Origin of the sequence: Bacillus sp. G16, from assembly GCF_021282335.1 — a bacterium.
Taxonomy (GTDB): Bacteria; Bacillota; Bacilli; order Bacillales; family Bacillaceae; genus Bacillus; species Bacillus inaquosorum.
The window spans coordinates 240,271-253,033 of sequence record NZ_JAJSOZ010000005.1 but is presented as its reverse complement, the minus strand read 5'-3'; the positions used below and the strand labels follow the sequence as shown (position 1 = coordinate 253,033).

Annotated in this window: 15 protein-coding genes; 7 read left to right on the top strand and 8 right to left on the bottom strand. The window is 46.0% G+C overall.

Annotated elements, in window-relative coordinates; translation table 11 throughout:
- Window position 1: 1 nt before the first annotated feature.
- Both corA and LWH95_RS08320 read left to right on the top strand, forming a co-directional pair.
- Window positions 2-961, top strand: a complete 960-nt coding sequence (gene corA / locus LWH95_RS08325) for a magnesium/cobalt transporter CorA (protein WP_232919312.1) — start codon at window positions 2-4, stop codon at window positions 959-961.
- Window positions 962-1,044: 83 nt separating this feature from the next.
- Window positions 1,045-1,905 (top strand): NAD(P)-dependent oxidoreductase, encoded by an 861-nt coding sequence (locus tag LWH95_RS08320; RefSeq protein ID WP_232919311.1) that lies wholly within the window; start codon window positions 1,045-1,047, stop codon window positions 1,903-1,905.
- A gap of 37 nt (window positions 1,906-1,942) precedes the next feature.
- Here the strand turns inward: LWH95_RS08320 and pdaA are convergent, their stop codons facing one another.
- Window positions 1,943-2,734: a delta-lactam-biosynthetic de-N-acetylase gene (gene pdaA / locus LWH95_RS08315; RefSeq protein ID WP_060398171.1), complete on the bottom strand. Its 792-nt coding sequence runs from the start codon at window positions 2,732-2,734 to the stop codon at window positions 1,943-1,945.
- Window positions 2,735-2,832: 98 nt separating this feature from the next.
- On the bottom strand, window positions 2,833-3,018 hold the full coding sequence (locus LWH95_RS08310) for an SE1561 family protein (RefSeq protein ID WP_003239829.1): 186 nt from the start codon (window positions 3,016-3,018) through the stop codon (window positions 2,833-2,835).
- Window positions 3,019-3,163: 145 nt separating this feature from the next.
- Between LWH95_RS08310 and yfkAB the strand changes: the two genes are divergently transcribed.
- Entirely contained in the window at window positions 3,164-4,285 is a 1,122-nt protein-coding gene (gene yfkAB, locus LWH95_RS08305; protein WP_019257789.1) for a radical SAM/CxCxxxxC motif protein YfkAB, read from the top strand.
- The gene (gene mscC, locus LWH95_RS08300; protein ID WP_080010752.1) at window positions 4,286-5,128 is read left to right on the top strand and encodes a mechanosensitive ion channel protein MscC; all 843 of its coding nucleotides are present in this window, start codon (window positions 4,286-4,288) and stop codon (window positions 5,126-5,128) included.
- Between the two features lie 38 nt (window positions 5,129-5,166).
- Here the strand turns inward: mscC and LWH95_RS08295 are convergent, their stop codons facing one another.
- Window positions 5,167-5,961: a YfkD famly protein gene (locus LWH95_RS08295; protein ID WP_003239835.1), complete on the bottom strand. Its 795-nt coding sequence runs from the start codon at window positions 5,959-5,961 to the stop codon at window positions 5,167-5,169.
- A gap of 70 nt (window positions 5,962-6,031) precedes the next feature.
- The gene (gene cax / locus LWH95_RS08290; protein WP_003239837.1) at window positions 6,032-7,087 is read right to left on the bottom strand and encodes a calcium/proton exchanger; all 1,056 of its coding nucleotides are present in this window, start codon (window positions 7,085-7,087) and stop codon (window positions 6,032-6,034) included.
- Window positions 7,088-7,255: 168 nt separating this feature from the next.
- Here cax and LWH95_RS08285 point away from each other — a divergent pair, with 168 nt between their 5' ends.
- Window positions 7,256-8,431 (top strand): MFS transporter, encoded by a 1,176-nt coding sequence (locus LWH95_RS08285; RefSeq protein WP_084990678.1) that lies wholly within the window; start codon window positions 7,256-7,258, stop codon window positions 8,429-8,431.
- 198 nt (window positions 8,432-8,629) lie between these two features.
- Here the strand turns inward: LWH95_RS08285 and LWH95_RS08280 are convergent, their stop codons facing one another.
- Genes LWH95_RS08280 through yfkJ form a run of 3 tightly spaced genes read right to left on the bottom strand, consistent with a single transcriptional unit; the run spans window position 8,630 to window position 10,289 of the window.
- On the bottom strand, window positions 8,630-9,457 hold the full coding sequence (locus LWH95_RS08280) for a YihY family inner membrane protein (protein ID WP_019257785.1): 828 nt from the start codon (window positions 9,455-9,457) through the stop codon (window positions 8,630-8,632).
- A gap of 23 nt (window positions 9,458-9,480) precedes the next feature.
- Window positions 9,481-9,801, bottom strand: a complete 321-nt coding sequence (locus LWH95_RS08275) for a hypothetical protein (RefSeq protein ID WP_088111325.1) — start codon at window positions 9,799-9,801, stop codon at window positions 9,481-9,483.
- Between the two features lie 17 nt (window positions 9,802-9,818).
- Complete coding sequence (gene yfkJ, locus LWH95_RS08270) at window positions 9,819-10,289, bottom strand: protein-tyrosine-phosphatase (RefSeq protein WP_003239845.1); 471 nt, start codon at window positions 10,287-10,289, stop codon at window positions 9,819-9,821.
- Window positions 10,290-10,492: 203 nt separating this feature from the next.
- Between yfkJ and LWH95_RS08265 the strand changes: the two genes are divergently transcribed.
- Both LWH95_RS08265 and LWH95_RS08260 read left to right on the top strand, forming a co-directional pair.
- Window positions 10,493-10,708, top strand: a complete 216-nt coding sequence (locus LWH95_RS08265; RefSeq protein WP_003223104.1) for a DUF1128 domain-containing protein — start codon at window positions 10,493-10,495, stop codon at window positions 10,706-10,708.
- A gap of 202 nt (window positions 10,709-10,910) precedes the next feature.
- A complete protein-coding gene (locus tag LWH95_RS08260; RefSeq protein WP_232919310.1) occupies window positions 10,911-12,107 on the top strand; it encodes an MFS transporter in 1,197 nt (398 codons plus the stop codon).
- Between the two features lie 34 nt (window positions 12,108-12,141).
- Here LWH95_RS08260 and yfkM read toward each other — a convergent pair whose 3' ends face one another.
- Window positions 12,142-12,660 carry a general stress protein 18 gene (yfkM, locus tag LWH95_RS08255; RefSeq protein WP_133489000.1) on the bottom strand — a complete coding sequence of 173 codons (519 nt, stop codon included), beginning with the start codon at window positions 12,658-12,660 and terminating at the stop codon, window positions 12,142-12,144.
- Between the last annotated feature and the right edge of the window lie 103 nt (window positions 12,661-12,763).

Here is a 12,763-nt window from a genome sequence, read left to right as displayed (position 1 = left end):
TATGATCAACATTACCGCAATTACAACAGAGCATCAGCTGCTGAAAAATATACCGATCGAACGTGTGGAACAGCCTGATATTGCATGGTACTGGGTTGATTTTTACGGCCCGGAGGATACGGAAACGGCGTTATTGAGAGATTTTTTTCATTTTCATCCGCTTGCCATAGAGGATTGCTTCCAGCATATGCAGCGGCCGAAGCTTGACCATTATGACGGCTATCGCTTTTACGTGATTCATGCGCTGAACCACGAAACGCTTGAGATGGAAGAAGTCGATATTTTTCAAGGCGAAAGATTTGTCGTCACCTTTCATTTACACGAAACACCCGGTATCGCCAAAGTCCGGGAGCGATTGTATGCTTCACCCGACATATTTAAAAAAGGGCCTGGGCACATTTCTTATATGATCATGGATCAGCTTGTTGATGAGTATTTTCCTCTCGTGTACAAAATTGAAGACCGGCTAAACGAAATTGAAGAAAGCCGGCCCCACAAAACGTACGGAACACTGATGAATGAGGTGTTTGATCTCAGGACAGACCTTTTGCACTTGAGACGGACAATTATTCCAATGCGTGATTTGCTCTATCGGATTTTAAGCCTAGACCATGTGAAAGAGCAGCGGGAAACGAAAGCCTACTTCAGTGACATATACGATCATTTGTTAAAATTGTCTGAGATTGTGGAATCCAACCGTGACATGACGTCCGACTTGCGCGACAGCTACGTGACACTGAATTCAAACCGGATGAACGCGATTATGATGACACTGACGATCGTGTCAACCATTTTTATTCCGCTCACCTTTATCGCCGGGGTATACGGCATGAACTTCGACAACATGCCGGAGCTGCATTGGAAATACGGATATTTTGCCGTGCTCGGCCTTATGACCGCGCTTGTGATCGGGATGCTGATATGGTTTGTACATAAAGGATGGTTCAATATATTTAAATGAGGACAGCGTGAAGCTGTTCTTTTTATGTTGGCAGATCATGTTCTTTTGTTTATAATGGAAAAAATATTCAGGGAGTGATCAGATTGAAAATCGCTGTCATCGGACTCGGCAATATGGGACAGCCCATTGCCAAAAATGTGCTTCAAGCAGGCTACAAATTGACTGTTTATAATCGAACGAAACAAAAGACGGAAGAACTTGCATCAGAAGGCGCACAGGCAGCTGACACGCCGCGACAGGCGGCAGAGTCCGCTGATATTGTCATAACGATGCTTTCAGATGACGATTCTGTCAGCGCCGTGACATTTGGAGAAGACGGATTGATTGAAGGATTAGCAGAGAACGGCATTCACATCTCGATGAGCACGATCAGTGTTGAGTTCTCAGAAAAGCTCGCAGCAGCTCATGCGGAGAAAGGACAATCCTTCCTCGCCGCTCCTGTGCTCGGCAGGCCGGATGCCGCCGCCAAAGCCGCGCTCCGCATCATAACAGCCGGGCCGGCGGAAGCGAAGCAAACAGCCAAGCCTCTGCTTGACAGCCTGAGTCAGCAGGTATTTGACGTCGGCGATGAAAGCAAGACTGCAAATGCAGCCAAAATCAGCATCAATTTCTTGCTCGTGTCTATGCTTGAGGCATTATCTGAATCATTCTTACTGATGGAAAAGTACGGCTTAGAACAAAAACAATTTTTAGAAATCGCCAGCGCGCTCTTTGGCTCTCCTGTCTATCAAAATTACGGAACCATCATGGCCGAGCAGAAATTTGAGCCGGCCGGTTTCAAAATGACCTTAGGTCTCAAGGATACCAATCTGGCACTCGCCGCCGCAGAACGAGTCTCTGCAAACCTCCCTCTTGCCGAGCTGGCCAAGAGCCATTTTGAAAGCGGGATTGAAAAAGGCTTCGGAGATCTGGATTGGGCTGCACTGATTAAATGTATAAAGTAATGAGAAAAGCCTCTCCGTTTAAGGAGAGGCTTTCTTGTTACAAAGACGGCAGCTTCATCTCTTTCTCAAACATCAAATCATCAATGCTTTTAAATGTATAGCCTTGTTTTTTCAGATCTGTGATCGCATCATCCAGAGCTTCGGCATTGTCCCTCGATACGGTGTGAAGCAGGTAAATGGCTCCTGGATGCGCCTGCTTGATCATATGATCGTAGGCATATTTCTTCCCTTTTTGGTTGTTGATTTTCCAATCAACAAAAGCGACCGACCAGAAAACGGTTTGATAGCCTAAGCGTTTCGTTTCTTTCAGCACATACTCACTGAACACGCCGCGGGGCGGGCGCAGATACAGGTTGTCCTGCTTTCCCGTAATTTTATAGACCTCTTCGTTGACGGAATCAAGTTCGTCTTGAATCTGGTCAGCTGTTTTTTTCGTCAAATCCGGATGGTGAAAGGAATGGTTGCCGATAATATGCCCTTCATCTGACATTCGTTTGATCAGCTCAGGCTGATCCTTTACGAAATGCCCTGTGACAAAAAACGTTCCTGTTACGCGATGTTTTTTTAAGACATCAAGCACTTTTGGCGTATAGCCATTTTCATAGCCGTTATCAAACGTTAAGTAAATCGTTTTTTCCTTTGTATTGCCTAAATAAAACGCGTCATATTTTTCAATTAAACTGTTCAGCTGCTTCCCGGCATCAGGCGGCTGATGATTGACACTTCGTTTAAAGCCCCAGTTAATCGGCTCATTCGGCACCGCTTCCGCCTGTGCTGCGCCCCCGGCAAGCAAGACGGCAGCGCAGCATATTGAACACATCCACTTCATGGCCAGCGCTCCTTCTGCATTTTTTCTTATTTTACAGATAGGTCCTTCGTTTTATACTGACGCTTTATGCCAATATAAAAACCGCGGCATGCGCGGTTTTATTCCCAATCTTTTTTAAAGCGTTCGTATTTGGCTTCCAGGTCATCAAGCATGCTGATAAGCCTATCTATATCTTCAACGTCGGTTGCTTCAGGGTCTAATGAATCGATGACGTTCATAAACATATCAAGTCTGTTCTTCAAATAATCTAGCTGCTGGTCCTTATTGTTTACTGCGTTCCCCATTCTGTTCCTCCATTCATTTTTTATTATGGTAGCTCATTTTTTGCCGTTTTTCAATCGCTCCGCTACTTGCGAACTTGTCAATTCAGGTCTAAAATTAACTGTTGGCAGCGTTAGTATGCCCCATTTATAAAGGAGTTAGATAGTCATGACACAAAACACGAAGCTGCGTCCGATTACACCCGAGTTTGACCCTTGGGAAGCCTATATGGATGTTGAGCAGTATGGCGAAATGCAGCTGACAAACGTTGAATTCACAACGACGACACTGTGCAATATGAGATGCGAGCATTGCGCTGTAGGCTATACATTGCAGCCTAAAGACCCGAATGCTCTGCCAATAGATCTTCTGTTAAAACGGCTGGAGGAAATCCCGCGCCTGCGATCCATCAGTATTACAGGCGGAGAGCCGATGCTTTCGTTAAAATCAGTAAAGGAATATGTCGTTCCATTATTGAAATACGCCCATGAACGGGGTGTGAGGACGCAGATCAATTCCAACCTGACCCTTGATATTGAACGATACGAATGGATTATTCCGTATCTTGATGTGCTTCATATTTCTCATAACTGGGGTACAGTTGAGGATTTTGCTGAGATCGGATTTGCCATGATGGACAGAAAACCCACCTTCGAACAGCGCGCGCGTTATTTTGAAAAAATGATCGAAAACAGCCGCACGCTTGTGGAAGCCGGGGTGATGGTATCTGCGGAAACAATGCTTAATAAACGCACACTTCCTCATATTGAGCATATTCACCGCCAAATCACAGAAGATATGAAATGTCAGCGTCACGAAGTCCATCCGATGTATCCGAGCGATTTCGCAAGCGCTCTTGAATCTCTCAGCCTGAAAGAGATGAGACAGGCCATTCACCGCTTGCTGGATATTCGTGATGAAAATACGTGGATGCTCTTCGGGACACTTCCGTTTTATGCCTGCAGTTCAGACGAAGAGGATCAAAAGCTGCTTCGCCGGCTTCGCGCGGCGAAAAACGTCACGGTGAGAAATGACCCTGACGGCCGTTCCCGCCTGAATGTGAACATTTTCGACGGAAACATTATCGTGACCGATTTCGGCGATACACCGCCGCTTGGCAATATTCAGACGGACAGCCTCCCTTCCGCCTATGAAAAATGGAGAGAGACCAAGCTTGCGAAAGAACTGAATTGCCACTGCCCGAATGTCCGATGCCTCGGGCCGAATGTTCTCGTCAAAAACAGTTATTATCAGAATACAGATTTCACAAAACGTCAAGCCAGGAGTTAGATGCGGATGGAAGAAACACTTACGGAGATTTTTCAGAATAAAATCGTCGATATTCTCCTCGTTGCCGTTATCCTTTGGATCGGTGTCTTTATCATCAACCGATTGGTGCAGCTATTTTTTAAACGGACGGACTTTATTGAAGAAAGAAAAGAAAAAACAATTGAAAGCCTTGTCCGTTCTGTCACCCAGTATACGGCGACGATTGGTTTTATCTTTTACGTTATTTCTTTATTTGTGCATGATTTCGGCAAAATATTAGCCGGGGCTGGCGTAGCCGGTATCGTGATCGGTTTTGGCGCCCAATCGCTGATTAAGGATGTGCTGGCGGGTGTGTTCTTAATTTATGAACGCCAGCTGCACAAAGGCGATTATGTCACCGTCAACAATTTGTTTAACGGGACAGTGGAAGAAATCGGCCTTCGCTCTCTGCAAATCCGGGAATGGAGCGGGAAGCTTCTCACCATCAGCAACGGTGAGGTCAGACAGATAGAGAACTATAATATCGATTTTATGCGGATTACCGAATCCTTTCTCATCAGCTTTAAAGAAGATCCGGACCGCGTGTACAGCGTATTGGAAGAGGCATGTGACATGCTGAATGAAGAGCTTCGGGATTCATTGAAGCGGGATGAATTCGGCAATCCGACAGAACCGTTTCAAATCCACGGAATCACCGCATTGAATAAAATCAATCGCGGCGTCGAATTTACGGTAAAAGGCATGGTGAAAGATGATGATTATTTCAGTGCCAGCCTTGCAGTAAGACGGGTACTCGTTCGCCAGCTGTACCAAAACAATGTGCAAATGCTTGAGGAAGCGGTCAGAATCGAGAGAACGCAATAAATAAAAAAACTGATTCCGAGTTGGAATCAGTTTTTTGTTTATCTTGGCTGTGAGGAAAGCTGAAAGCCAAACGTGACGTGGTCTTGAACCGGAATCCAGGCGCCGATACCCTGTGACGTGACATTTTTTACGACAAGTTTTCGTTTATTCCCTTTCAGCACTAAGTACACTTCTCCGTAAGTCACTTTTCCTTTTTCATTCACAGCCGGTGCATATGCATTTAAATAACCGATTTTTTTAGGAGCGACTTTATAAATCTGATCCCGCTTTGTACCCGCTCCGACGACTGTATCAAATGCAAGCGGAAGGTTCGTTTTTTTCATCGCTTTCAGCATCATCATGCTTTTGACATCTTCCGCATTTGGAACCTTAGCTGTCAGGCCGCCCTTTACTTTGTATTGCTGTTCCTGGGCATAATGCATTTCAGCCGTTTCTTTCCCGCCGCGGTTATCTGCACGGTTTGTGTTGATTTTTTTATATTCCCAGTTCGCAACTGTTTCATTTGATTCATAGCCGAGCGCCCATTTCCCGAGAAATATTGTTGCCCGGTAGCCAACCGCAAGCGGTGTGCCGGATATGTTGGATTCATTCAGCATTTTGATGAGGTGCGGATTTTCAATCTTCACCTCAGAATGATCGAGCAGTTCCTTTGCCAGCTTGCTCGGCTGAAGCATCGGCTGATCCTGTGAAGCATTTGGATACGTATTTTCCTTTGAAATGCTTGCGACAGAATTAGGAACCTTAAACTGCTTTTCCGCGTGGATGGGCTGAACGCCGAAAAAACCAAAGAATAACAACACAATAAGTGTGGAATGAAATAGCTTTTTCATCATATCACTCTTTCTATGGCATTTTCCCTTAGTCTTTTCATCCCGCTTTATTGTTATCCATCATTTTTTTAGGTTAAAGAAGGAAAAAGCCGATCGCCATAATGATATATGCGGCAAGCAGTGTCGCCCCTTCAAACCAGTTGGAATCGCCGTCATTCGAAATGGCGATCATCAAGAGAACCGATGATACCATCGCCACGAGCTCCGGCAGTGTAAACACAAGCGGCATGCTTACCGGGAAAAAGATGGAACAGATGACGAGAACCGGTGCGACAAACATAGCAATTTGCAGCGTGGAACCGACTGCGATTTCAACCGCAATGTCCATTTTATTTTTATAGGCCATGATGATGGCTGACGCGTGCTCCGCGGCATTACCGACAATCGCAACGATAATGACCCCGATAAACAGCTCACTCCAGCCGAACTGCTCAGCCACCGAGTGGAATGTGTGCACCAGGTTTTCGGATATGTATGCCACAGCAATCGTTGCGGCAAACAAAACAATCGTGGCAACCTTCCCTGACCATTCCGGCTCCTCCTCTTCCACATGCTGGGCAGCATGATTCGGCTGATAAACACCGCGGTGCGTGACGAGCTTAAAGTATAGAGCCGCCACATACAACAGAATCAAAATGATGCTGATGCCGATGCTTAAATTGAGCTTGCTCACGTCGCCCATACCAACCGAGAATACCTCCGGAATCACGAAAGCGACAATGATGGCAAAAATCAAAAGACCGGAATTATGGCGCGCATCATGGATATTAAATTCCTGCCGCTTATATTTTAAACCGCCGACAAAAAACGATAGGCCCGCTACCAGCAGCAGGTTCCCCAGCACTGAACCGGTTAAAGAGGCAAGCACGATTCCGGTCAGGCCTTCCTTTAATGCAAAAAGGGAAATAATCAGTTCAACCGCATTCCCGAAGGTGGCGTTTAAAAGACCGCCGATTCGCGGGCCTGCGATGATGGACAGCGCTTCTGTCGCCCTCCCCATATAGCTTGCAAGTGCGATAATCGTTATGCAATACACTGCAAAGAGAATGGCAGAAGGCCAATGCATGAAACTGCCGATCACAGAAAGCGGAATCCCCGCAGCTACTAAAATAAAAAAGATACGATTCATGGTGAGTTGGCTCCTTTTATATGACTTGTTTTATTTTTATTCTTCACAAAAATCATCATGATTACACGAGGTCAAATGTTTACCTGTGATATAGGCTTTTTTCAGGTTGCCTGCTTTTGGAAATCATTGTACGATCAACATAGATTCCACATAAGGAGAACAAACGCGATGTCACGATTTCATTTCTTTATTCTTGTTTTGCTCGTTTCCATTTCCGGGTTTTCACAAGGCATGCTGCTGCCTGTCATCTCGATCATTTTTGAAACAAATGGGGAATCGGCCGCCATCAACGGCCTGCACGCGACCGGACTGTACATCGGCGTGCTTTTAGCTTCACCGTTTATGGAGGCGCCACTCAGAAAGCTCGGATTCAAGCCGCTGATCGTCATTGGCGGAAGCATTGTGATTGTAAGCTTGTTCGGATTTGTTTGGCTTCAGTCGGTTTGGATCTGGTTCCTGCTTCGCCTGTTTATCGGAATCGGCGACCACATGCTTCACTTTTCTACGCAAACGTGGGTGACCTCCATGTCATCGAAACAAAACCGCGGAAGAAACCTGTCGATTTACGGGCTTTCCTTCGGTCTTGGCTTTGCCGCGGGCCCGTTCATGGTTCCGCTTGTCAAGCTGAGCCCGGCGCTGCCTTTTATCGTGTCCGGCTGCTTCAGTCTGTTTGCGTGGCTTTTTGTTTTCTTTCTACAAAATGCATACCCGGAAACCAGTCCTTACGAAACCAAATCAGACAATAGTTTCAGGCGGTTTTATCAAGCCATGCTGTTTGGATGGGTTGCCTTTATGCCTACATTCGGCTACGGCTTTTTGGAGACGGCCCTAAACGGAAGCTTTCCGGTGTACGCGCTCCGACTGGGAATAACAGTAGATGCAGTGGCACTGATCCTTCCCGCTTTTGCGATTGGCAGCATTATCTTTCAGTTTCCGCTCGGCATCCTCAGCGATAAATACGGGCGACGGAATGTGCTGCTTGTCATTTTACTGACAGGGGCGCTCTGCTTTTTCATCGCCGGCGTATTCCCTTTGCCTTTCGTGATCGGCTGCTCCTTTTTTATAGCGGGAATGGCAGTCGGATCAACCTTTACACTTGGCATCAGCTATATGACAGATCTTCTTCCGCCCCACCTGCTGCCGGCGGGGAACCTGCTTTGCGGCATTACATTCAGTCTCGGCAGCATCCTTGGCCCGATTGCCGGCGGCTGGTATATGCAGACATTTGAAAGCGCAAACTTGTTTTATTTCATTACCCTTACGCTTAGCGCTGTATGGCTGGCCCTTGTCCTGGGCAAACCCAAAAGCTGGTCACCGGCTGAGACTTATTCTTCATCTTCCTAATCAAAAAGCCTCCTGACATGACGTCAGGAGGCTTTTATGCTAATGATAGCCGTTTTGTCCGTTGGCGCTTCCGCTTGTTTTATTGCTCGATTTGCTTTTCGAATTTTGTTTATTGTGGCTTCCGCCTTTTTTCGTATGTTTGGTCATCACGATAGCCCCCCGACATCTTTTTGAACCGAAGTTCGTTTATAGGGTGCACTAATAATAGGGATTTTCATCAGGAAGCTTTTTACGTTTATGTAAAAGAGCGTTGATTTCTCCCCCCAGGATAATTAAAATGCCGCTCAAGTAAAACCAAATCATCAGGACGATGATTCCCCCGATGCTTCCATATGTGGCGCTATAATTTGCAAACGTACTGACGTAAAATGAAAACAGGGTGCTGACAACGATCCAGCCGATGGTCGCAAACACCGCACCGGGCATGACAAAGCGGAGGGACAGCTTTTTGTTCGGCGCGATGACATACAGGGCGGAAAAAACGATCAGCAGCACAAGCGGGCTGACACCCCAGCGAACCGCCTCCCAAACGGATAAAAACAGATCCGACGCACCGACAAAGTCTGAAGCAAGCATCCCGATCTGCCGACCAAATACCGGCAGAAGCAAAGCCACTAAAATGGTAAATACCATGGCGATTGTCAGAAAAATTGAGGTTAGACGAACAATGATAAAAGAGCGGTTTTCCTCCACATCATACGCATGATTTAACGAGCGGACGATGGCGTTCATTCCATTAGACGCAGACCATAAAGCCGCGATAATCCCGAATGACAGCAAACCGCCATTTCGATTATTTAAGGTTTGATGGGTAATGGATTCAACGAGGGACATCGCACTGGCGGGAGCATATTGTTCGACAACTCCCAGAACATCATCGGTAGAAAGCGGAAGATACGCGGTGAGCGTCAGCATAAAAATCAAAAACGGAAACAACGACAATAGAAAAAAATACGCCAGCTCCGCTGATTTGCTTTGCCCTTCATGAAGGGTATATCTGCTGAAAAGCTCTTTTAAAAAATTCATGTCGCCTCACCTCGCATGTTTGATTATTTTTTTGTAAAATGCTCTTTCGTTTGCTGTACGAGCTCCATCACTTGCGGCGTTGTTTTCTTCAGTTCTTTCACCTGCTGATTCACAAAGTCGACTTCCTTTGACAGCGTTTGGGCCAGCTTCTTAGCCTCATCCACTTTTGTGATGACGGTGTTTTTCAACAGTTCCGGATTGCTTTTGTACAGTGAAAGTTTATGCTTGCATGTCAGCCATCTCATGCCGCATGCCTGCCTTGTCGGCTTATGGAGCAGCGATAACGCCGCGCCTGCCGCAGCTCCGAGAAATATACCTTTCAGCATTAAACGTTCGTTGTTCATGCAAATTCTCCTTTCACTCACAATTGTTTTTCTTTTTGAATGGATGCAAGCAGATGCTCACAGCCCGATTTGATTAGTTGGCAGACCTCTTCAAAGTTCCCTGTGTAGTAAGGATCGGGTACGTCGGCAAGGTCTGAATCTTCAACATAGTCCAAGAGCCTTTTGATATGCGAGGTGTTCTTAAAACCCGCCATGCTTCTGAGGCTCCCGATATTTTCTGCGTCCATCGCAATGATGTAATCAAAATCGGCCAGATCCTGTTCGCTGACTTGACGCGCCAGCATGCCCTCAAAGCTGATTCCTTCTCTCTGCAATATCTCCTGCGTTCCTTCATGCGGCGGATTGCCGATGTGCCAGCCGCCGATACCGGCTGAATCCGTCTTGATTTTCCCCTCTAATCCTTTTTTGGCTGCCAAGTCCCGAAAAATCGCTTCCGCCATCGGAGACCGGCAAATGTTTCCTAAACAAACAAATAACACGCTTATCATGTTGCGCAACCTCCCTATTCTTTGCCCATATTTCTCTAAAAAGAAACCTTCATCAATATCTTAGTAGGATGTTCATTTCCTTTTCAACTGATGTCTCCACTTTTTTGAAATCAACAGCCAGCTCTTAGAATAGGGTTTTTTTCTGATCGAATTCTGTTAGAATAAAACATACCCAATATCGCGCAAAGAAAGGATGGAACCATTTGTCCAGCCCAAATACAGAAACGTTAACTCAAATGATTGAAGAGATTTCCCAAAAACTGAACATGCTGAACGTCGGCGTGATTAAAGCGGAGGATTTCAGTGATGAAAAGATCGAAGACCTCACGTACCTTCACAGCATGGTGATGAAAAAACAATCATTCAGCCCAAGTGAAATGCAGGCGATTGCTCAAGAGCTAGCCTCACTTCGTAAATAATGGAGACTGGCCGAAAACTCGGCGAGTCTTTTTTATCATTGCCTCAAAACCAATTTTCCTTAAGACAGGCGTCATGAATTAAGAAATACAGACTGCCAAACATGAAACAGGGCGCCCTTGCTTTCCAATATCGGACGGGCCAAGACATCTGTTTATAACATCAAACAGCAAATGTTCGAAAAAGATTTGAAGGAGTACAAGCATGAAAACGACATCTATCAAAACAGCATCCGGAATGTATATCAACTACTTCTTTCTCGGAATGGTCAATATCATTCTCGCATCCAATATGTCCTCTTTAACGAAACAGTGGAATACAGACCCGACCGGCATCAGTTATGTGATTGCCGCTATTGGATTCGGCAAGCTGCTGACATACGGCATTTCCGGCGTTTTATCAGATAAAATCGGAAGAAAGCCGCTTGTTGTCGCTTCTGCGGGAGTTATGGCCGTCTTTTTAGTCGGTATTCCTTTATCACCGAGCTATGAATTGGCGTTTGTGTTCGCCTTATTAGCCGGAGTCGCTAATTCAGCGATGGACGCCGGAACCTATCCGGCCTTAACCGAGCTCTTTCCGGCAGCTTCAGGATCGGCGAATGTCTTGGTTAAAGCCTTTATGTCTGTCGGGGCTGCACTTTTGCCGCTTTTGATCACATTTTTATCAGACCACAGCCTGTTTTACGGATTTGCTTTTTATCTTCCGGCAGCAGTCTACGCGCTGAATATCGTTTATTTATCAACGCTTTCGTTTCCTAAGAGACAGAAGATGCCAACTAGCAGCGGCCAACAGGAATCTCCCGCTTTCTTGTCTGAACCCGTTTTTCAGAAAGAAGGCACCGCACTGATCATTATCGGTTTTACATCAACGGCTTTATTTACCGTTTCCCAAATCTGGCTCCCGAGCTATGCGCAAAAGGCTGCCGGTTTAGCTGAATCAGCATCCGTACAATTGCTGAGCTATTACAGTATAGGATCTCTGACATCCGTTTTATTATTAGCCGTTTTGCTGAACAGATGGGTAAAGCCAGTCATGATTACGCTCTTATATCCTGTTATTACTTTATGTACGCTCGCAGTCATGCTGACGGTTCATGTGCCAATTGTGCTGGACATCACCGCCTTTTTCTTAGGGTTTTCAACCGCGGGTGTGTTTCAAATTACCATTACATTAATGACAGAGCTTTTCTGGAAGCGAAAAGGAACCGTTACCGGAATTGTAGCGACCGCTTCAAGCATCGCGTCAATTCTGTTGCCAATTGCCACCGGGCTCATCGCAAAAGCGGGAGGCATCGCCCATATCTTTATGTTTGACTTCGGCATAGCAGTCATCGGAACAGCTGCAGCCGCCTTCTTGTATTATAGATACAAAAAACTGACGGCTGCTCCAAGCCGTAATTAAATAAAAAAACGGACGCCCGGGAGCGTCCGTTTTTCTATTTCTCAAGCAATGCGAGGGATTCGCGGTTAAATGCCGGAATATCATCCGGTGTGCGGCTTGTAACCAATTGATTTTGGCAAACGACCACTTCCTGGTCCACAACGTCGGCACCCGCGTTTTCCATGTCAACACGAATGGACGTATAGCCTGTTGCTTTTCGGCCATCGAGCGCTTTCGCGTTGATTAAGAGCTGCGGGCCGTGGCAAATGGCGAATACCGGTTTTTTGTCAGTCATAAACGCTTTTGTAAACTGAACGAAACGGTCATCAGCGCGAAGCTGGTCTGGTGAAAATCCTCCGGGAATCAAAAGCGCATCAAAGTCTGAAGGGTTTACGTCATCAATGGACGCGTCAACCGTCACTTCCGCGTTCCCCTGCTTGCCTTTTACTGTTTTTCCTTTTTCATTTTCGATAACAGTCAGTTCATGTCCCGCTTCTTTAAAGGCTTTCGCAGGTTCCGTGTACTCGCTGTCCTCAAAATAATCTGTCAAAACAACTGCAATGTTTTTCCCCATCATTCATAACCTCCCGCTTAATATGACTACATAAAACACTCTACCCCAGCCACACTAAAATAAACATTCCGCAGATCTGACAAGCGCTAAGCATAAATACCCA